Source organism: Streptomyces lydicamycinicus, assembly GCF_000829715.2.
In the GTDB taxonomy this organism is placed as follows: Bacteria; Actinomycetota; Actinomycetes; order Streptomycetales; family Streptomycetaceae; genus Streptomyces; species Streptomyces lydicamycinicus.
Genome location: NZ_BBNO01000012.1, coordinates 13,617 through 33,482 on the forward strand (window position 1 = coordinate 13,617; position 19,866 = coordinate 33,482).

18 protein-coding genes are annotated in these 19,866 nt (G+C 72.3%); 10 read left to right on the forward strand and 8 right to left on the reverse strand.

Annotated features, from left to right (window positions below; genetic code table 11):
- Positions 1-77 precede the first annotated feature (77 nt).
- The 3 genes from cobT to TU31_RS33845 form a co-directional block, all read right to left on the reverse strand.
- The gene (gene cobT, locus TU31_RS33835; protein ID WP_042161885.1) at positions 78-1,124 is read right to left on the reverse strand and encodes a nicotinate-nucleotide--dimethylbenzimidazole phosphoribosyltransferase; all 1,047 of its coding nucleotides are present in this window, start codon (positions 1,122-1,124) and stop codon (positions 78-80) included.
- Positions 1,125-1,140: 16 nt separating this feature from the next.
- The gene (locus tag TU31_RS33840) at positions 1,141-1,848 is read right to left on the reverse strand and encodes a class I SAM-dependent methyltransferase (RefSeq protein WP_042161887.1); all 708 of its coding nucleotides are present in this window, start codon (positions 1,846-1,848) and stop codon (positions 1,141-1,143) included.
- Between the two features lie 145 nt (positions 1,849-1,993).
- Positions 1,994-3,268 carry a bifunctional adenosylcobinamide kinase/adenosylcobinamide-phosphate guanylyltransferase gene (locus tag TU31_RS33845; RefSeq protein ID WP_042161889.1) on the reverse strand — a complete coding sequence of 425 codons (1,275 nt, stop codon included), beginning with the start codon at positions 3,266-3,268 and terminating at the stop codon, positions 1,994-1,996.
- Positions 3,269-3,429: 161 nt separating this feature from the next.
- Between TU31_RS33845 and TU31_RS33850 the strand changes: the two genes are divergently transcribed.
- Complete coding sequence (locus TU31_RS33850; protein WP_042161891.1) at positions 3,430-3,645, forward strand: hypothetical protein; 216 nt, start codon at positions 3,430-3,432, stop codon at positions 3,643-3,645.
- Between the two features lie 71 nt (positions 3,646-3,716).
- On the opposite strand, the gene TU31_RS33855 is transcribed toward TU31_RS33850, so the two are convergent.
- Positions 3,717-4,313 (reverse strand): DUF3043 domain-containing protein, encoded by a 597-nt coding sequence (locus TU31_RS33855; protein WP_042161893.1) that lies wholly within the window; start codon positions 4,311-4,313, stop codon positions 3,717-3,719.
- 315 nt (positions 4,314-4,628) lie between these two features.
- Here TU31_RS33855 and TU31_RS33860 point away from each other — a divergent pair, with 315 nt between their 5' ends.
- The 7 genes from TU31_RS33860 to TU31_RS33890 all read left to right on the forward strand — a co-directional run bounded on the left by TU31_RS33860 (position 4,629) and on the right by TU31_RS33890 (position 13,072).
- Complete coding sequence (locus TU31_RS33860) at positions 4,629-5,429, forward strand: PspA/IM30 family protein (protein ID WP_078886103.1); 801 nt, start codon at positions 4,629-4,631, stop codon at positions 5,427-5,429.
- Positions 5,430-5,485: 56 nt separating this feature from the next.
- Positions 5,486-5,764, forward strand: coding sequence for a PspA-associated protein PspAA (gene pspAA, locus TU31_RS33865; RefSeq protein ID WP_042161897.1), 279 nt, complete (start codon positions 5,486-5,488; stop codon positions 5,762-5,764).
- 86 nt (positions 5,765-5,850) lie between these two features.
- The gene (locus TU31_RS33870) at positions 5,851-7,152 is read left to right on the forward strand and encodes a sensor histidine kinase (protein WP_042161899.1); all 1,302 of its coding nucleotides are present in this window, start codon (positions 5,851-5,853) and stop codon (positions 7,150-7,152) included.
- Positions 7,149-7,835, forward strand: coding sequence for a response regulator (locus tag TU31_RS33875; RefSeq protein WP_042161902.1), 687 nt, complete (start codon positions 7,149-7,151; stop codon positions 7,833-7,835). Before TU31_RS33870 ends, TU31_RS33875 begins: the two co-directional genes overlap by 4 nt.
- A 150-nt stretch (positions 7,836-7,985) precedes the next feature.
- A complete protein-coding gene (locus TU31_RS33880; protein WP_042161904.1) occupies positions 7,986-11,168 on the forward strand; it encodes an efflux RND transporter permease subunit in 3,183 nt (1,060 codons plus the stop codon).
- Positions 11,169-11,427: 259 nt separating this feature from the next.
- Complete coding sequence (locus TU31_RS33885) at positions 11,428-12,513, forward strand: methyltransferase domain-containing protein (RefSeq protein ID WP_042161906.1); 1,086 nt, start codon at positions 11,428-11,430, stop codon at positions 12,511-12,513.
- 106 nt (positions 12,514-12,619) lie between these two features.
- The gene (locus tag TU31_RS33890; protein WP_042161908.1) at positions 12,620-13,072 is read left to right on the forward strand and encodes a hypothetical protein; all 453 of its coding nucleotides are present in this window, start codon (positions 12,620-12,622) and stop codon (positions 13,070-13,072) included.
- A gap of 212 nt (positions 13,073-13,284) precedes the next feature.
- On the opposite strand, the gene nadA is transcribed toward TU31_RS33890, so the two are convergent.
- Positions 13,285-14,472: a quinolinate synthase NadA gene (gene nadA, locus TU31_RS33895; RefSeq protein WP_042161909.1), complete on the reverse strand. Its 1,188-nt coding sequence runs from the start codon at positions 14,470-14,472 to the stop codon at positions 13,285-13,287.
- A 316-nt stretch (positions 14,473-14,788) separates the two neighbouring features.
- On the opposite strand from nadA, the gene erpA reads away from it, so the two are divergent.
- Entirely contained in the window at positions 14,789-15,142 is a 354-nt protein-coding gene (gene erpA / locus TU31_RS33900; RefSeq protein ID WP_006606077.1) for an iron-sulfur cluster insertion protein ErpA, read from the forward strand.
- A gap of 107 nt (positions 15,143-15,249) precedes the next feature.
- Here the strand turns inward: erpA and TU31_RS33905 are convergent, their stop codons facing one another.
- Positions 15,250-16,776, reverse strand: a complete 1,527-nt coding sequence (locus tag TU31_RS33905) for a hypothetical protein (RefSeq protein WP_042161912.1) — start codon at positions 16,774-16,776, stop codon at positions 15,250-15,252.
- A gap of 126 nt (positions 16,777-16,902) precedes the next feature.
- Positions 16,903-17,130, reverse strand: a complete 228-nt coding sequence (locus TU31_RS33910; RefSeq protein ID WP_042161914.1) for a hypothetical protein — start codon at positions 17,128-17,130, stop codon at positions 16,903-16,905.
- Between the two features lie 159 nt (positions 17,131-17,289).
- Here TU31_RS33910 and TU31_RS33915 point away from each other — a divergent pair, with 159 nt between their 5' ends.
- Positions 17,290-18,264, forward strand: a complete 975-nt coding sequence (locus TU31_RS33915; protein ID WP_042161916.1) for a carbohydrate kinase family protein — start codon at positions 17,290-17,292, stop codon at positions 18,262-18,264.
- Between the two features lie 9 nt (positions 18,265-18,273).
- Here the strand turns inward: TU31_RS33915 and TU31_RS33920 are convergent, their stop codons facing one another.
- A complete protein-coding gene (locus TU31_RS33920) occupies positions 18,274-19,737 on the reverse strand; it encodes a cysteine desulfurase/sulfurtransferase TusA family protein (protein ID WP_042161918.1) in 1,464 nt (487 codons plus the stop codon).
- Positions 19,738-19,866 lie beyond the last annotated feature (129 nt).

Below are 19,866 nucleotides of genomic sequence, written 5' to 3' on the forward strand. Positions count from 1 at the left end.
GCGTGAAGTGAGCGCCCGGGCCCGGGCCCCCGCCCGGGCGCTTCCGGTGGAGCCGGCCACGGTGGGCCGGCCACGGGTCAGTCGCGTACGGGCAGTTCTGCCGCCAGGGCCGCGGCCGCCTGCACCAATGGCAGGGCCAGCAGCGCCCCCGTCCCCTCACCCGCAGTGACGCCGTGGTCGAGCAGAGGGTTGAGTGCGATCCGGTCCAGAGCCTTCGCCTGCGCCGGCTCCCCGCTCGCCTGCCCGGCCAGCCACCAGTCCGGCGCCCGGAACGCCACCCGCTGCGCCACCAGCGCACAGGCGGCCGAGACCACCCCGTCGAGGATCACCGGAGTACGGCGCACCGCGCTCTGGAGCAGAAAACCGGTGATCGCGGTCAGATCCGCGCCGCCGACCGCGGCCAGCAGCTCCAGCTGGTCGCCGAGCACCGGACGGGCCCGCCGCAGGGCGTCGCGGATCGCCGCGCACTTGCGCATCCACGCCAAGTCGTCGATCCCCGCGCCGCCCCGTCCGGTGACCACTGAGGCGTCCGTCCCGCACAGCGCGGCGATCAGCGTGCTCGCCACCGTCGTCCCGCCGACGCTCAGATCGCCCAGCACCACCAGATCGGTGCCGGCGTCCGCCTCCTCGTCCGCGATCGCCATCCCGGCCCGGAACGCCGCCTCCGCCTCCTCGGCCGTCAGCGCGTCCTCGACATCGATCCGTCCCGAACCCCGCCGCACGCGGTGCCGGGTGACCTCCTCGGGCAGCTCCTCCGGGTCGCAGTCCACCGCCAGGTCCACCACACGCAGCGGTACCCCGGTGCTGCGGGCCAGCACCGCGGCCGGGCTCGCCCCGTCCAGCACGGCCCGTACGAGATCCCGGGTGCCGCCGGCCGGCCGGGCCGACACCCCCAGCTCCGCCACCCCGTGATCGCCCGCGAACAGCAGCACCCGCGGCCGCCCGACCGGCCGCACCGGCACCTGCTGCTGTGCCGCGGCCAGCCATTCGCCCAGTTCGTCGAGGCGGCCGAGGGCTCCCGGCGGCACGGCCAGCCGCGCCCGCCGCTCCTCGGCGTCACGGCGCACACCGCCGTCGGGGCGCTCGATCAGATGGGCGAAGTCATCGAGGTTCAGGGCGCTCATTGGGCGCAGATTACCGTCAACTCACCGCTGACGAGGCCCGCCGGGGGGAACGGGCGGCCGCGAACCGCACCTCGCACACCAGGGGCGTCAGCGCGCCCAGCACCGGCATCCGGCGGAGCCACCCCGCCGGGCCGACCTCGCGCACCGCGACGATGCCCGGGTGCGCGCCGGCCACCCGCGGCAGCTCGGCCCGGTCCAGACTCCAGCGCACCGGACCCGGCCACCGGCCGCCGCCCGGCCCGGCGGCCCGCCGGGCCAGCGCCATCGCCCTCCGTGGCAGGGCGTCAAAGACCAGCGCACCACCGGGAAACCGCTCCGCACACGCCGCCAGCAGCGCACGCACCGCGGGCGGCGGCAGCCGCATCAGCACCCCCGGCGCGGTGACGACGACCCCGCGCTCCGGCTCCCGCACCGCGTCCAGCCAGCGGTGATCGGTCACCGCGCGGGGGACCGTACGCCGCCGGGGACCGTCCGGCAGCAGCATCCGGCGCACCGCGGCGGTCTCGGGTGCCAGCACCGTCAGCCAGTTCAGCCGCCCGTTGTCCAGCCGCCAGAAACCGGTACCGAGCCCCTCCCCGAGCGCGACCACCGTCGCCTCCGGATACCGCGCCAGGTAGCCGCGTACGGCCGCGTCGAAACGCCGCCCACGCGCCCCCGGCTCACGGAGGGCCCCCGGCCCCCATCCGTCCGGCGCTGCCGTCTCGGTCCGCTCGGATTCGGTCACGGGTCAAGAGCACCCGGCGCCGCGCCCCCGGGCAAGCGGACACGGTGCCCACCGGGCCTCCGTCATCCACGCAGCGCAAGCGGCCACCGGCCGCAGGACCTTCGTTGTCCCGCGGCGCAAGCGGCCACCGGCCGCAGGGCCTCCGTCATCCCCGCAGCGCGACCGCCTGGCCCGCGACGACCAGCAGCACCTGCTCGCACTCCGCGCCGAACGCCGCGTTCAGCCGCCCCAGTTCGTCCCGGAACCGCCGGCCCGCCGGGGTCGCCGGGACGACCCCGGAACCGACCTCGTTGCTGACCGCCACCACCCGCCGCTGCGTCGCGCGCACCGCCGCCACCAGTGCATCGGTCCGCTCTTGCAGCGCCCGCCGGCCACCGGCCTCCCACGTCTCGTCGTCCCACGCCCCGACCTCGTCCATGACATACGTCAGCCACAGCGCCAGACAGTCGATGAGCAGCGGTGACGCCTCGGCCGGCCACCGGGCGCCGGGGTCCGCGCCGGACCCGGCCGCGGCCAGCAGCGGCACCAGATCGCAGGTCTCGACGGTGCGCCAGCTGCTCGGGCGCCGCTCGCGGTGCAGCGAGACCCGCTGCGCCCAGTCCTCGTCGCCGTCCCGGGTGCCCCCGGTGGCCACGTACACCACGTCCGGGAAGGCCAGGAGCCGCCGCTCCGCCTCCACCGACTTCCCGCTGCGCGCCCCGCCCAGCACCAGCGTGCGCCGCGGCAGATCCGGCACCGCGTGGAACTCACCGACCCGCAGCGTGCTGCCGTCCGCCACCGCGCGGGCCCCCACCGACGCCAGCCGCCGGTGCAGCTCGGGCCCCGGCGGCACCTCGTGGTCCAGGTGCACCGCGAGCACATCCGTCGCCGCGTCGACCGCCCCGCTCGCCCGCAGCCTGGCCAGCGCCTCGGGCCGCCCCAGTACGTCGAGCAGCACCAGGTCGTACGGGCCGCCGCCGGTGCCCGGCTCACCGCCGCCCGCCGGCCGGCCGTTGCCGTCCAGTCCGGACGGGGCCGCACCCGGCGGCAGATACAGCAGCCGCTCGCCCTCGGCACCGGAGATCTCGTAGCCGGTCCCCGGGATGTCCACCGCGACGGCCCGCACCCGGTGCCCGTCGAGCAGCGCCAGCTCCCGCCCGTCCGCGACCCGGCCCGGCTGCGGCAGCCCGGCCGGCACCTCCAGCACCGGACCGTCGTGCGGATGCGAGAGCAGCACCTGCCGCACGCCCGCCAGCGACTGCCCGGCGCGGGCGGCCGCGAAGGCCGGGCCCGGCGTCAGATCGATCAGCAGCGCACCGTCGACGAGCAGCGCGGTGGCCGCCCGCGTCTCGTCGCCGACGGCGGTCGCACAGGCGGCACACGGGCAGCCGGGGCGCGGCAGCCCCTGCGGGGCCCCGGTGCCGAGGAGAGTCACATCCACACCGCCGAGTTTCTCGCGTCCCCGCCCGGCGGGCGCGGCGGGGGCGGACTCGACACGGCCGTTAGGCTGCCGATCAGCACGGAAGCACGGCCCGGCGGAGGGCACTTCGACGCGCTCCGCGGTGGCACAGACTCGTACTCGGTGGGATCCAGGAGGCGCAGATGGCGTGGACGTGGCGGTTCGAGAAGGCCGACGGTTCGGAGACGGCGCCGGCCGTGCAACCCGAGGAGTTCACCACGCAGGGCGACGCGGAGTCCTGGATCGGCGAGGAGTGGAAGGCCCTCCTGGAGGGCGGCGTCGACCAGGTCAGGCTCTTCGAGGACGCTACCGAGATCTACGCGGGCCCCATGAGCCTGCACGCGGACGCGGAGGGCTGAGAGCCGAAGACGCCGGGCCGGATCCCTGAGGGGTCCGGCCCGGCGTCACACGTAGTCCCTGCCGCGCGCGACTACGGCTTCTCGCCCCGCTTCACCTGCGGCTTCGGCAGCCGCAGCCGGCGCATCTGGAGCGTCCGCATCACCGCGTACGCCTTCACACCCTTGAGGTTCTCGTTCGGGAAGCGCTCCTGGAGCAGCTTGCCGAGCCGGAACCAGATCAGGACCGAGTCGAGCACGATCAGCACGATGATCACGAGCCACAGCAGCAGCGCGATGCTCTGGATCGACGGCACCCGGATCATGGTGAGCACCAGGATCACCACGGCCATCGGCAGGAAGAACTCGGCGACCGCCCAGCGGGAGTCGACATAGTCCCGCGCGAACCGGCGCACCGGTCCCTTGTCGCGCACCGGCAGATACCGCTCGTCGCCGCTGGCCATCGCCTCACGCTGGCGGGCCATGTCGGCACGGCGCGCCTCACGCTGGGCCTTGGCCGCGTCCTTGCGGTTGGCCGGCGTATGCGCACGCGAGCGGCGCTGCGACTGGGCGTCGCTGCGCTTGGGCGTCGGGCGGCCCTTGGGGGCCTGCGGGTCGCGGGGCTGCTGGGGCTGGTCCGCGGTCACCTTGGCGGTCGCGGCCTGCTCATCCTTCGAACGGCTTCGGAACACAAAACCCAAGGGTACGTGCTCGCCGCGGGTGAGCCACGGTCCGACGGGGAACGATCCGGCAACGGCGCGTCCCGCGACCGGGGTCTTACCAGGACAGAAGCCCCTTCCTGCCAGGACAGATCAGACATCGCGCCGGTTGTCCGGACTCTCCCTACTCCTTGGGCGGGAGAAGCCGCGCCCCCGATCGTCCTGGAGGAGGAGCGCATCCGGGCGCGAACAGTGCGGTAATGGAACCAGGGCCCGTACTGTGGGGTCTGTAGATGTGCTGGAGCCTAAGCCCGAGGTGACTCGGTCAGAAGGGGGCGCGCGAGGCCCATGAGCGATGGTGTCATGAAGCGGATGGGGATGATCTTCCGCGCGAAGGCCAACAAGGCCCTGGACCGGGCCGAAGACCCGCGCGAAACCCTCGACTACTCGTACCAGAAGCAGCTGGAGCTGCTTCAGAAGGTACGCCGCGGCGTCGCCGACGTGGCGACCTCCCGTAAGCGCCTGGAGCTACAGCTCAACCAGCTCCAGGGCCAGTCCGCCAAGCTGGAGGACCAGGGCCGCAAGGCGCTGGCGCTCGGCCGCGAGGACCTGGCCCGTGAGGCGCTGACCCGGCGCAGTGCGCTGCAACAGCAGGTCACGGACCTGGAGACGCAGCACCAGACGCTCCAGGGTGAGGAGGAGAAGCTCACGCTCGCGTCGCAGCGGCTCCAGGCCAAGGTCGACGCCTTCCGTACGAAGAAGGAGACGATCAAGGCCACCTACACGGCCGCCCAGGCTCAGACCCGGATCGGCGAGGCGTTCTCCGGCATCTCCGAGGAGATGGGCGACGTCGGCATGGCCATCCAGCGCGCGGAGGACAAGACCGCGCAGCTCCAGGCCCGGGCCGGTGCCATCGACGAGCTGATGGCCTCCGGTGCGCTGGACGACCCGTCCGGTATGGCCAAGGACGACATCACCGCCGAGCTGGACCGGCTCTCCGGCGGCAGCGACGTCGAGCTGGAGCTCCAGCGGATGAAGGCGGAGCTCTCGGGCGGTTCGTCGGCCGGCCAGCAGGCCATCGAGAGCGGACAGAACGGTGCGGCGCAGTCCTCGCCGCAGCAGGACCGGCCGCGTTTCGACAAGCAGTGAGGAACGGCGGCGGTTAGCCTCGCAGAGATCGTCGGACCGGACCAAGGGAGACCGTCGTGATCGTACGGATCATGGGGGAGGGCCAGGTGAAGCTGGACGACGCCCACTTCACCGAGCTCAACAAGCTGGACGATGAGCTGCTCGCCGAGATGGAGAGCGGCGACGAGGCGGGTTTCCGGCGCACCCTCGGGGCCCTGCTGGAGGCGGTGCGCCGTATGGGCACACCGCTTCCCGACGACGCCCTGGAACCGTCCGAACTCATCCTCCCCGCCCCGGAGGCGACCCTTGGCGAGGTCCGGGAAATGCTCGGCGACGACGGCCTCATCCCGGGCTGAAACCTGGCCGTTCGCGGCCTGCACACTCCACTCCAGCGCACCGCGCCCCGGCCCCGCGAGGGACCGGGGCGCTACCGTTTGCTCTTGTGAGCCTCCTCGACCCCCGCCCGGACGCGCCCCGCGCCGGCCGCTTCCGGTGGCACCGGAAGCATCCGCTCGCCTGCGACGCCGTCGTGGCCGGGGCCGCCTTCGCCTGCATACTCTTCGGCGCGGTGGCCGACCCGCACGGCCCGCACGGCCCGCGCTTCGCCGCCCATGAGCCGTCCGCCATCACCGTGGTGCTGGCCGCACTGGCCTGTGCCGCCCTGATCCTGCGCCGCCGGCTGCCCCGTACGGTCCTGGCGGCCACCGGCTCGCTCACCATCATCGAACTGGTCGCCCGCTCCAGCGACCCGCGGGCCCCGGTGGCCGCCTCCGCCGTGATCGCCCTCTACAGCCTGGCCTCGCGCACCGACCGGCCCACCACCTGGCGGGTCGGCGCGCTGACCGTGGTGGGGCTGACCGCCGCCGCGATGCTCTACGGGCCCCGCCCCTGGTACGCCCAGGAGAACATCGGGATCTTCGCCTGGACGGGCATGGCCGCGGCGGCCGGTGACGCGGTCCGCAGCCGCCGGGCCTTCGTGACCGCCATCCGGGAGCGCGCCGAACGGGCCGAGCGCACCCGTGAGGAGGAGGCCCGGCGCCGGGTCGCCGAGGAGCGCATGCGGATCGCCCGTGAGCTGCACGATGTCGTCGCCCACCACATCGCGCTGGTCAACGTCCAGGCCGGGGTCGCCTCGCACGTCATGGACAACCGGCCCGACCAGGCCAAGGAGGCGCTGGCCCACGTCCGGGAGGCCTCCCGTTCGGCGCTGGAGGAACTCCGCGCCACCGTCGGCCTGTTGCGGCAGTCCGACGACCCCAAGGCGCCGACCGAGCCCGCGCCGGGCCTCGGTGTGCTCGATCAGCTCGTCGACGGGTTCGTCCGGGCCGGCATCCCGGTCGACCTGGACATCCCACGGGAGCCGCGGCCGCTGCCCGCCTCCGTCGACCTCACCGCCTACCGGGTGGTCCAGGAAGCGCTGACCAATGTCCACAAGCACGCCGGTGCGGGGGCCCGTGCCACGGTACGGATCAGCCACTCCGACACCACGCTGACCGTGACCGTCCTGGACGACGGCGCGGGCCGGGCCGGCATCCCGCGGCAGAAGGGCGGCGACCGGCCGCCCGTGGAGGCGGGCGGGCCCGGCGAGCCGGAGGACAGCGGCGGCGGCCACGGCCTGATCGGGATGCGGGAGCGGGTCTTCGCGCTGCGCGGCACGGTCGTGACCGGCCCGCGCGCGGCCGGCGGCTTCCAGGTACGGGTGACCCTTCCGCTCCAGACCGTCCGTACGGGGGAGACATTGTGACGATCAAGGTGCTGCTCGTCGACGACCAGGCGCTGCTGCGCAGTGCCTTCCGGGTGCTGGTCGACTCCGAGCCGGACATGCGGGTGGTGGGGGAGGCCTCCGACGGGGCCCAGGCGTACGAGCTGACCCGGGCCGAGCGACCCGATGTCGTGCTGATGGACATCCGGATGCCCGGTGTGGACGGCCTGGCGGGCACCCGTCTGATCAGCCAGGACCCGGAGCTGACCGACGTCCGGGTGGTCATCCTGACCACCTTCGAGGTCGACGACTATGTGGTGCAGTCGCTGCGGAACGGCGCCAGCGGCTTCCTCGGCAAGGGCGCGGAACCGGACGAGATGCTGAACGCGATCCGGATCGCGGCGGCCGGTGAGGCGCTGCTCTCGCCCGCCGCCACCAAGGGGCTGATCGCCAAGTTCCTCGCGCAGGGCGGCAGTTCCGCCGACGGCGGGCCCGGCGGCCGGGGCAGCGAGCGGCTGGCGACCCTCACCGGCCGGGAGCGGGAGGTGCTGATCCTGGTGGCCGGCGGGCTGCCCAACGACGACATCGCCGAGCAGCTGGAGGTCAGCCCGCTCACCGTCAAGACGCATGTGAACCGTGCGATGGCCAAGCTGGGCGCCCGGGACCGTTCCCAGCTCGTCGTCATCGCCTACGAGTCCGGACTCGTACGCCCACGGGTGCAGTGAGGGCGGGGCACGCCCTACTCCGAACGCGGTACGGCTTACGGCCGGAAACCGACTTGCGAGCGAGGAAAACCGGCCACGGCATGGCGGAAGGTGTAGGTGGGCCCGAGAACGGTCCCGCCGACTTCGTAGAACAGAAGAGAGACCCCACCCATGACCTGGCTGTCCCGACTCAGCCTCGTACAACGGGGCCTGATAGCGCTGGTGTCGATCGTGGCGATCGCCTTCGGCGCCATCGCGATCCCCCAGCTGAAGCAGCAGCTCCTGCCGTCCATCGAACTCCCGATGGTGTCCGTCCTGACGCCGTACCAGGGCGCCTCGCCCGAAGTCGTCGAGAAGCAGGTGATCGAGCCGCTCGAGGACGGCATCCAGGCGGTCGACGGCATCAAGACCGTCACCTCGACGTCCAGCGAGGGCTCGGGCGTCATCATGGCGCAGTTCGACTACGGCAATGACTCCAAGCGTCTGGTCGCCGATGTCCAGCAGGCCGTGAACCGCGCCCGCGCGAAGCTGCCCAAGGACGTCGACCCGCAGGTGGTGGCCGGCTCGACGGACGACATCCCCACCGTCGTCCTCGCCGTCTCCTCGTCGGGCCGGGACCAGCAGAGCCTCGCCGACCAGCTCGACCGCAGCGTCGTACCGGACCTGAAGAACATCGAGGGCGTCAGCCAGGTCACCGTGGACGGCGTCCAGGACCGGATCGTCGCGGTCACCCCCGACGACAAGAAGCTCGCCGCCGCCGGGCTGACCTCCCAGGCACTCGGCCAGGCGCTGGAGGCCGGCGGCACCTCGGTGCCCGCCGGTTCGTTCGCCGAGGACGGCCGGAGCAAGACCGTCCAGGTCGGCGCGGGCTTCAGCTCCGTACGGCAGATCAAGGACCTGCGGATCGCGCCGGCCGCGGGCGCCGAGGGTGCCGGTCCGGGCGCGGGCGCCGGCCGGCCGGCCGAAGCGGTCCGGCTCGGTGATGTCGCCACCGTCAAGGAGGAGTCGGCCACCCCGACCTCCCTCACCCGCACCAACGGCAAGCCCAGCCTCGCCGTCCGCGTGACGATGGACCAGGACGGCAGCGCGGTCGACATATCCGACGCCGTCAAGGACCAGCTCCCCGAGATCCGTCAGGACCTGGGCAAGGGCGCCGCTGTCACGGTCGTCTCCGACCAGGGCCCGGCGGTCTCCAAGTCGATCGAATCGCTGACCACCGAGGGCCTGCTGGGCCTCGCCATGGCGGTCATCGTGATCCTGGTCTTCCTGCTCAGCCTGCGCTCCACGCTGGTCACCGCGGTCTCCATCCCGCTCTCGGTCGTGATCACCCTGATCGTGCTGTGGACCGGGGATCTCTCGCTCAACATGCTCACCCTCGGCGCGCTGACCATCGCGATCGGCCGCGTCGTCGACGACTCCATCGTCGTCCTGGAGAACATCAAGCGGCACCTGGGCTACGGCGAGGAGCGCCGCGAGGCCATCCTCTCCGCGGTCAAGGAGGTCTCCGGCGCGATCACCTCCTCCACCCTCACCACGGTCGCGGTCTTCCTCCCGATCGGTGTGGTCGGCGGCATGGTCGGCGCCCTCTTCGGCTCCTTCTCGCTGACGGTGACGGTCGCCCTGCTGGCCTCCCTGATCGTCTCCCTGACGGTCGTCCCGGTCCTGTCGTACTGGTTCCTGCGCGCCCCCGAGATCCCCGAGGGCAGCGACCCCGAGGAACTCCGGCGCCAGGCCGAGGAGAAGGAGACCCGGAGCCCGCTCCAGCGCCTCTACGTCCCGGTCCTGCGCTTCGCGACCCGCCGCCGGGTCACCAGCGTGGTCATCGCCGTCGTCATCCTCCTCGGCACCTTCGGCATGGGCCCGCTCCTGAAGACCAACTTCTTCGACCAGGGCGACCAGGGCACCCTCACCGTCAAGCAGGAGCTCAAGCCCGGCACCAGCCTCGACGCGTCCGACAAGCAGGCCGAGAAGGTCGAGAAGCTGCTCGCGGACACCGACGGCATCGCCGACTACCAGGTCACCGTCGGCTCTTCGGGCTTCATGGCGGCCTTCGGCGGCGGCACCGGCGCCAACCAGGCCTCCTACCAGCTCAAGCTGGCCGACGACGTGGACGCCGACAAGGTCACCGGTGATCTGCGGGACGGCCTCGACAAGCTCGGCACGTCCATCGGCGAGACCACCGTCACCGCGGGCGGCGGCTTCGGCAACCAGGACCTGAGCGTGGTCGTCAAGGCCGCCGACGGTGCGGTGCTGGAGAAGGCCGCCGAGCAGGTCCGCAAGACCGTCGCCGGGCTCGATGACGTCACCGACGTCCAGAGTGACCTCTCCCAGAGCGTCCCGCGGATCTCCGTGAAGCCCAACGCCAAGGCGGCCGCGGCCGGTTACAACCAGACCACCCTCGGCGGCGCGGTCACCCAGGCGGTCCGCGGCACCACCAGCGGCAAGGCCGTCCTGGACGACACCGAGCGCGACATCGTGATCAAGTCGGCCCACCCGGCCACCACCGAGGAGGAGTTGAAGAACCTCACCGTCCCGACCCCGGCGGGCCCGGCCAAGCTGAGCACCCTCGCCACCGTGCGGACCGTGCCCGGCCCGGTCCAGATGACCCGGATCGACGGGGCCCGCTCGGCGACCATCACCGCCAAGCCGACCGGCGACAACACCGGCGCGGTCAGCGCCACCCTCCAGAGCGAGATCAACGCTCTGAAGCTGCCGGAAGGGGCCACCGCGGAGATCGGCGGCGTCTCCCAGGACCAGTCCGACGCGTTCTCCTCGCTCGGCCTGGCGATGCTGGCGGCCATCGCCATCGTCTTCATGCTCCTGGTGGGCACCTTCCGCTCGCTGGTCCAGCCGCTGATCCTGCTCGTCTCGATCCCCTTCGCGGCGACCGGCGCGATCGGCCTGCTGGTCGCCACCGGCACCCCGCTGGGCGTCCCGGCGATGATCGGCATGCTGATGCTGATCGGCATCGTGGTCACCAACGCCATCGTGCTGATCGACCTGATCAACCAGTACCGGTCGCAGGGTTACGGCGTCGTGGAGGCGGTCATCGAGGGCGGCCGCCACCGTCTCCGCCCGATCCTCATGACGGCGCTGGCCACGATCATGGCGCTGCTGCCGATGGCGCTGTCCATCACCGGGGACGGCGGCTTCATCTCCCAGCCGCTCGCCGTGGTCGTGATCGGCGGTCTGATCACCTCCACCCTCCTCACCCTCCTCCTCGTCCCGACGCTCTACGCGATGATCGAGCTCCGCAAGGAGCGCCGGGCGGCGAAGAAGGCCGCGAAGCGGTCCGGCCCGGCCGGTCCGCAGGCCGAGGAGTCCGACCGCACCCCGGAGCCGGCGAACGTCTGACGACGACCGGCGGAGCCCGGTGTGACGCTCCCAGTGAAGAAACGATGCCCCCGCAAGCCGACGCTTGCGGGGGCATCGTGCCGGGCATCCCGTCACGGGGCGGCCGGACCGCTCCGTCACCGACGAAGGGGGACCGTGATGGGGAAGCACGGCGACGGCAAGGGCGGCGCGGAAGGCGACCGGCAGCAGAGCCCGAAGGAGTCCGACGGCCAGTGGACCAAGCCGGTGACCGATCCGCCGAAGAAGTAAGGGGCGCGTGATGTCCTCGCCGGGCCGCCTGCTGGAAATCCTCCGCAACAAGGGCGCGTTGACGCCGGAATGGGCGCCGGCCGTCGCCGCGGTCGACCGTGCGCACTTCGTACCGGACACCTTCGAAGTGGGCGACCGCACCGTCTCCCGATCCACGGACGAGGCGGAGTGGCGGCGGATGGTCTACGCCGACTTACCGCTGATCACCCAGCACAACGACGGCCGGTCCGTGGCGGGCCAGGTCGCCTTTCCCACGTGCTCGACGTCCATGCCCTCCCTGATGCTGGCCATGGCCGCGATCGTCCGGGACGGCGACACCGTATTGGAGATCGGCACCGGCACCGGCTACCACGCCGCCTGGCTCGCCCACCGGCTCGGCGAGGACCGCACGACCAGCGTCGAGACCGACAAGGCACTCCACGACATCGCCCGGGACAATCTCGCGCGGGCCGGCCTGCACCCGCATCTGGTGTGCGGCGACGGCCTGGCCGGGGTACCCGAGCGGGCGCCCTACGACCGGACCATCGCCACCTGCACGGTCCGCGACATCCCGTACGCCTGGGTGGAGCAGACCGCCCCCGGCGGCACGATCCTCACCCCGTGGGGCTCCTCGTTCCACTCCTACTCGTTCGCGACTCTCACCGTCCAGGACGGCCGGGCCACCGGTGGCTTCTCCGGCCGCCCGGCCTTCATGTGGGCCCGCCAGCAGCGCCGCTCCTACGGCCGCATCCGCGACTGGTACCACGGCGAGGAGGGCGACCGGGCGACGACCACCCTCGACCCCCGCGTACTGGAGGAGAACCCGCACGCCCGCTTCGCCGTAGGCCTGCGGGTCCGGGACGCCTGGCCGCTGCTCTGCCCGGCCGACGACGGCAGCGACGAAGCCACCTACTGGCTCTTCGACGACGCCCGCACCTCCTGGGCCACCGTCGAATACGTCCCCGGCCAGGACGCCTACGAGACCGAACAGCACGGCCCGCGCCGCCTGTGGGACGAGGTGGAGTCCGCCTACCGCACCTGGACCACCGAGGGCAGCCCCACCCGCGACCGCTACCGCATCACGGTCACCGCCGAAGGGCAGACCGTGTCGCTGTGAGGCTCCGTCCCGCGGTACGCACGCATTCGGCGGTGCACCTCTCGCCGATCACCAGAAGCGATGGTTTCGTGGCGGATGCTGCTGAACCGACGAAAGGTGAGCGAGCGTGCCCTCCGTTCTGGCCCGCGGGGCCGCCCCCGTAACCGCCGCCGGACTCGCCCTGGCCCTGGCCCTCGCGACCGCGCCGCCCGCCACCGCGGCCCCCGGCGACGTCCGGGTCCGCGTCGGCGTCACCGGCGGCCCCTACACCGCCAGCGTGGGCCTCGTCGTGACGGGCCCGCGCATCATCGGCGGCTTCTACTGCGCCGCCAACGGCACCACCGCCACGCCCCTCACCGCCCTGGTCGACGCCGACGACCAGTACGGCCTCGGCGGCGTGCGAACACGCTGGGACGCCGCCACCCAGGATTTCGTCGTCACGGAGATCCACGGCGATGCCGCCGACGCCACCAAAAAGTGGAACGCGTACGTGAACGAAAAGAAGATCACGACCGCCCCCTGCCACACCCCGATCAAGGGCGGCGACAAGATCCGCTGGACCCTGGAGGCCGCAACCTGACCAGCCACGGGCCAGCCCGGCGCCCACCCCCACCCACGTGAACTCACTCCCCCACGGGAGGGGACGGGCCGGAGGGGCAGGGTGTCCGGACGTAAAGCGAAGCAGTCCGGACACCCTGCCCCGGAGGTCCGTCACCGCACCCACAAACCACCTGGCCCGCCGCAGGCGCAACGGCGACAAACCACCACGGCGGGCCAGTCAAAAACGTACGGCTACGGCAACGCCAACATCCGCTCAAGAGCCAGCTTCGCGAAGCTCTCCGTCTCCTTGTCGACCTCGATGCGGTTGACGACCTTGCCCGCGGCCAGCGACTCCAGCGCCCACACCAGGTGGGGAAGGTCGATCCGGTTCATCGTCGAGCAGAAGCAGACCGTCTTGTCGAGGAAGACGATCTCCTTGTCCTCCGCGGCGAAGCGGTTCGCCAGCCGGCGGACCAGGTTCAGCTCGGTGCCGATGGCCCACTTCGAGCCGCGCGGGGCGGCCTCCAGGGCCTTGATGATGTACTCCGTCGAGCCGACGTAATCCGCCGCCGCCACGACCTCGTGCTTGCACTCGGGGTGGACCAGCACATTGACGTCGGGGATGCGTGCCCGTACGTCGTTCACCGAGTCCAGGGAGAAGCGGCCGTGCACCGAGCAGTGGCCGCGCCACAGGATCATCTTGGCGGCCCGCAGCTCCTCGGCGGTCAGCCCGCCGTTCGGCTTGTGCGGGTTGTAGACCACGCAGTCGTCCAGGGACATGCCCATGTCGCGGACGGCGGTGTTGCGGCCCAGGTGCTGGTCGGGCAGGAAGAGGACCTTCTCGCCCTGCTCGAAGGCCCAGTCCAGCGCGCGCTTGGCATTGGAGGAGGTACAGATCGTGCCGCCGTGCTTGCCCGTGAATGCCTTGATGTCGGCGGAGGAGTTCATGTAGGAGACCGGCACGACCTGTTCGGCGATACCGGCCTCGGTGAGCACGTCCCAGCACTCGGCGACCTGCTCGGCGGTGGCCATGTCGGCCATCGAGCAGCCGGCGGCCAGGTCGGGGAGGATGACCTGCTGGTCGTCACCGGTGAGGATGTCGGCGGACTCCGCCATGAAGTGCACACCGCAGAAGACGATGTACTCGGCGTCCGGCCGGGCGGCGGCGTCCCGCGCGAGCTTGAAGGAGTCGCCGGTCACATCGGCGAACTCGATGACCTCGTCGCGCTGGTAGTGGTGCCCCAGGACGAAGACCTTGTCCCCGAGCTTCGCCTTGGCCGCGCGGGCGCGCTCGACGAGGTCGGGGTCCGACGGGGCCGGCAGATCGCCGGGGCACTCCACACCGCGCTCGCTCTTCGGGTCGGCCTCGCGGCCGAGGAGGAGCAGGGCCAGCGGGGTCGGCTGGACGTCCAGGGGCTGGGCGGTGGTCACAACACGCACCCTCTCTTTTCTGCGGGCGGCTCTTGATACAGCCTTTTCGTCTATTTGACGTTATCTATCATAGCTGCTTCACGTCACTTTGACGATGGCCATAGTGTCGATGTGACGCATCAGCACCCCGCCGTGTGCGGTCGGCCACCTGTTCCCGGCGGCCGGTGTGCGAGCATGAGGAGAGAACAACAGGAGAGGCTGCCCCGGGCGGTGTCCGGAAGGCTTCTCGACGAATTGCGCCCAGCCGGAATTAATCCGGGACGTCCCCGGTTGCAGCTGGTTGCAACCGATGACAAGCGGTCCGTACAACCCGGGAGAGATCTAGATGAGCGTTCAGGACGAGACCACCGTCAGCGACGGCATCATCCTGTCCGACGCGGCCGCGTCGAAGGTCAAGAGCCTTCTGGAGCAGGAAGGCCGGGACGACCTCGCGCTGCGGGTGGCCGTTCAGCCCGGCGGCTGCTCCGGACTGCGCTACCAGCTCTTCTTCGACGAGCGCTCGCTCGACGGCGATGTCGTCAAGGACTTCGACGGCGTCAAGGTCGTCACCGACCGGATGAGCGCCCCCTACCTGGGCGGTGCCTCCATCGACTTCGTCGACACCATCGAGAAGCAGGGCTTCACGATCGACAACCCGAACGCCACCGGCTCCTGCGCCTGCGGCGACTCCTTCAGCTAAGGAGCGCGGGCAGTACGCACGAAAGCGGCGCCTCCCCGAGAGGGGGAGCGCCGCTTTCGCTGTGTCCGTCTTTGCCGGGTGCGGCCCGGCGGCATCCGCGGGGCCCGTTACCGCTTCGGCACGGAGTCGCCGCTCGACTCATCGATCACCTTCCGGCCGTCCAGCGGCTTCTCCAGCGTCACGGTCTTGGTGAACTCCTTGGCGATCTTCACGCAGACCTGCCCGGGCTTCTTGTCCTTGCCGACGACCTTGGTCTTCACCGTCGTCGCCGACTCCTCCGCGCTCACCGAGTAGACGCTGCACACCCCGCCCCAGAAGTGCACGGTGAGCTTCTTGCCGCCGTCGCTCACGTCGTACGACTCCAGGGCCATCGCCCCCGGCTTCCCGGACGGCTTGTGCGGCGACTGTCCCGGGCTCTGCGACGCCCCGCCGCCCCGGTGGGCCAGGTACTTCGGGTTCACCGCCGGGTGCGTGACCGTCGAGGCGGTGTCCGGGCCGCTGCCGGCGCCCGGCTGGCGCACCTTGTACAGCCACGACGGCACCAGCGCCTGGCCGCCGTCCACGTACTGCACCGCGAGCCCGAAGACCGCACCGGTCACCTCGGCCGGCGGCTGCGCCTTCGTCGGCGACGGCTCGCACGGCGCGATCCCGTCGCCCTTGCCGCCCTTGTCGGTCTTGCCGGCCGGCGTCGAGGGGCAGCCCGCCGGCTTGCGGCCCTCGCCCGAATTCAGCCGGTCCAGCGTCTTGTCGGCGCTCAGCACCGGATACTCCGCGCCCTTGACCGGATTCGCCAACTGGCCGCTGCCACCGACCACCTGACCGTCCGAGCCGACCTGTAGATCGCTCTGCCAGCCATAGGTCGGCAGCCCGCCGAGCACCGGATTCGCGGTCACGACCCGTACCGCGCCGGACAGCCCGCCCGCGTCGAGCCGGGCGTTCTTCTGGCCGAGTGCCGCCAGCACCGGACGCACCGCCTGCTTGGCCTTCTCCGGCGACACCGCGCCCTTGCCGCTGCTGTCGTCCTCGGTCGTGACGTCCCCGCCCCCGCGGTACGACGGACAGCCCGGCCGGTTCGACGGCGTACCGCCACCGGACCCGTCCTGGCCGCCCTTCGGCGAGGACGGCAGCGCACAGTTCGTCCCGCCCGGGGTGCCGTACTGCGAGTACGTCCACGCGCCCGAGCCGGTCTTGCTCACCTGGAGGAGGGGGCCACGGGAGTCCGGCGCCCCGCCCACCTTCCAGCTGGTGCCCTCCGAGCGGACCTTTCCGGCCACATCCAGCGCCTTCGCCAGCCGCTCCACCGACGGCCGGCTGATCTCGCCCTTGGGGCGGTACACCGGTGCGGACGCCGGACCGCCGGGCAGCTTCTTCACCGCCCGGTACTTCGCACCCTGCGGATTGGGCTCACCGGCCGCGATCGAGCCGCCGCCGGTGTAGCCGTCGAGTGCGAGCGGCGGCGGGTCGCCCTTGGCCGCGGAGCCCGCGCCGGAGCCCTCGCTGCTGGACGCGGACGAGGCCCAGTACGCCGCGCCGCCCCCGGCCAGCAGCACCGCGGCAGCCATCGAGGCGGCCACCAGCGGGGTGCGCCGCTTGCGCTCCTTGGGGTTCGTGTCGGTGCTGTCCTCGGTGTTCACCGCATCGCTCCTTCAGCTCCGCTGAACATCTGACGTGCCATCCTCCATGAGGTGGACGTCGATGGGACGGGGCGGGGGCGTGCGTGGTTCCCCCTGGTACGCGCTGCGGCGGCCGCGGGGTGAACTTCAGTCGCCGTACTCGGACATTCCGTCCACGAGCGCGGCGGAGGAGGAGGGGACCTTGATGCCGTGCAGATCGGCGGCGCGCCCCGGCGCGGGCGCGGAGTGCCGGCCGGCCTTCCAGCGGCCCGCCATCCGCGCGCAGTCGCCGCGCAGCTCGTCGAGCGACTCAGGCTCCTGGGGGTCGGGGGAAGCGCCGTGGCGCGGTGTGACGGCTTTCACAGGCTTGGTCATAGGGGCACCGTACGCAGCCGAGTATCGAGGAGAAAGGCCTACTATTGGGTAGTTTCAGTGGTTCCAAGTGTCCGGGATGACCGGGTGGTGCGCGACCTCGCGGGGTAGCGTTGCTTCACGTCCGCCCGTCCCTCCGCCTTCCGCAGGAGCAGACCCGTCGTGCGTATCGCAGTCACCGGCTCCATCGCCACCGACCACCTGATGACCTTCCCCGGCCGCTTCGCCGATCAGTTGGTCGCCGACCAGCTGCATACGGTCTCCCTTTCGTTCCTGGTCGATCAGCTCGACGTCCGCCGCGGCGGCGTCGCCGCCAACATCTGCTTCGGCATGGGCCAGCTCGGCACCGAGCCGATCCTGGTCGGTGCCGCCGGCAACGACTTCGAGGAGTACCGCGCCTGGCTCGACCGCCATGGCGTCGACACCCGCTCCGTCCGCATCTCCGAGGTGCTGCACACCGCCCGCTTCGTGTGCACCACCGACGCCGACCACAACCAGATCGGGTCGTTCTACACCGGCGCGATGAGCGAGGCCCGGCTGATTGAGCTCCAGCACGTGGCCGAGCGGGTCGGCGGCCTCGACCTCGTCCTGATCGGTGCGGACGACCCCGAGGCGATGATCCGGCACACCGAGGAGTGCCGCGGCCGCGGGATCCCGTTCGCCGCCGACTTCTCCCAGCAGATCGCCCGGATGGACGGCGACGCCATCCGCACCCTCCTGGAGGACGCCGCCTACCTCTTCTCCAACGAGTACGAGAAGGGCCTGATCGAGTCCAAGACCGGCTGGACCGACGAGGAGATCCTCGCCAAGGTCGGCACCCGCGTCACCACCCTCGGCGCCAGCGGCGTCCGGATCGAGCGGGTCGGCGAGCCGGCCCTCGAGGTCGGTGTCCCGGAGGAGAACACCAAGGCCGACCCGACCGGCGTCGGCGACGCCTTCCGCGCCGGCTTCCTGTCCGGTCTGGCCTGGGGCGTCGGCCTGGAGCGCGCCGCGCAGGTCGGCTGCATGCTGGCGACGCTGGTGATCGAGACCGTCGGCACCCAGGAGTACGAGCTGCACCGCAGCCACTTCATGGACCGCTTCACCAAGGCCTACGGCCACGAGGCCGCCGCCGAGGTCCAGCAGCACCTGGTCTGAACCGCCGGGTCAGGCGCGGCGCCGCACGACATACGCGGCGCCGCGCTCGGCCGGCCGCTCACCCACGTACTCCTGCTCGCGCATGGTGCACCAGGCCGGGATGTCCTGCCGGGCGGCCTCGTCGTCCGCGAGCACCGTCACCGTCCCGCCGACCGGCACCTCCACGATCGCCTTCGCCAGCTCGATCACCGGGAGCGGACAGCGCTTGCCGAGCGAGTCGACGACCAGAGCGTCCGGTTCGGCGGAGGCCGCGGGCTCACCGGGCTCCTCGGCTGCCGCTTCCGGGGCCGCTTCCGGGCCCCCGCCGGCCGTCGCCGCCACCGTCTCCCGCACCGCCGCCGGGACGCCCAGCCGCTCCCGCACCGACCGCACCACCGCCGGCAGCGTCTCCAGGAAGCGCTCCACCTCCGCCTCGGCCGTGCCGTACGGCAGCGAGACCCGGACATTCCCCTCGGACAGCACGCCCATCGCGCGCAGCACATGGCTCGGGGTCAGCGTGCTGGACGTACAGGACGAGCCGGACGACACCGAGAAGCCCGCCCGGTCGAGCTCGTGCAACAGCGCCTCGCCGTCGACGTAGAGGCAGGAGAAGGTCACCAGGTGGGGGAGGCGGTGCACCGGATCGCCGACCACCTCCACATCCGGGACCAGCTCCGGCACCCGGGTCCGGATCCGGTCCACCAGCTTCCGCAGCCGCGCCGCCTCGGCGGCGGTCTCCGGGCCCGCCCGCAGTGCGCGCAGCGACGCCGCGGCGGCCACGATCGCCGGGATGTTCTCGAACCCCGGGCTGCGGCCCGCCTCGCGCTCGTCCCGCGGCCCCTGGAGTGCGAACCGGGTCCCCTTGCGGACCGCGAGCAGCCCCACCCCGGGCGGGCCGCCCCACTTGTGGGCGCTCGCCGCCAGCAGCGACCAGCCACCGGGCACCGGTCCCCAGGGCAGCGACTGCGCGGCGTCCACCAGGAGGGGCACGCCCGCCTCCTGGCAGAGCGCGGCCACCTCCTCGACCGGCTGTTCGGTCCCCACCTCGTGGTTGGCGGACTGGAGGCAGACCAGTGCGGTGTCCGGGCTCAGCGCGGCGGCGACGTCCCCGGCCGCCACCCGGCCCCCGCGGTCCACCGCCAGCTCCGTGCAGCTGCCGCCGGCCGCCGCATGGACCTCGGCGGCATGCAGCACGGCGGAGTGCTCGACGGCGGAGTGCAGCAGCCGGCGGCCGACACGCCGCCGGGCCGCCAGCGCCCCCGAGACTCCCGAGTGCACCGCCTGTGTCCCCGAAGGGGTGAAAACCACTTCGTCCGGGCGGCAGCCCACGGCCTCGGCCGCGGCCTCCCGCGCCGCGTCCAGCAGCAGCCGGGCGCGCCGGCCCTCGCGGTAGAGGCGGGCCGGGTCGGCCCAGCCTTCGTCCAGCGAGGCGAGCAGGGCCTCACGGGCGACGGGATGCAGCGGGGCGGCGGACGCCGCGTCGAAGTAGGGCACATACGAGACGTTAGTCCCCTCTTGCCGGGGGGCGGGCCGCCCACCCGGCGGGAGGGGAGCGCGGGACCCCGGTCCCGCGGAGGCGGGGCGGGCCGGCGCCCGCCGGGAGCCGGTGCCGGGCGCGGCGTC

What these genes read in the sequence shown, in the direction of transcription:
- cobT (WP_042161885.1), bottom strand. Translation starts at nt 1,124, where the DNA reads ATGAGCGCCCTGAACCTCGATGACTTCGCCCATCTGATCGAGCGCCCC.
- TU31_RS33850 (WP_042161891.1), top strand. Translation starts at nt 3,430, where the DNA reads ATGGCGTGGACGTGGCGGTTCGAGAAGGCCGACGGTTCGGAGACGGCG.
- TU31_RS33860 (WP_078886103.1), top strand. Translation starts at nt 4,629, where the DNA reads ATGAGCGATGGTGTCATGAAGCGGATGGGGATGATCTTCCGCGCGAAG.
- TU31_RS33880 (WP_042161904.1), top strand. Translation starts at nt 7,986, where the DNA reads ATGACCTGGCTGTCCCGACTCAGCCTCGTACAACGGGGCCTGATAGCG.
- TU31_RS33885 (WP_042161906.1), top strand. Translation starts at nt 11,428, where the DNA reads ATGTCCTCGCCGGGCCGCCTGCTGGAAATCCTCCGCAACAAGGGCGCG.
- erpA (WP_006606077.1), top strand. Translation starts at nt 14,789, where the DNA reads ATGAGCGTTCAGGACGAGACCACCGTCAGCGACGGCATCATCCTGTCC.
- TU31_RS33910 (WP_042161914.1), bottom strand. Translation starts at nt 17,130, where the DNA reads ATGACCAAGCCTGTGAAAGCCGTCACACCGCGCCACGGCGCTTCCCCC.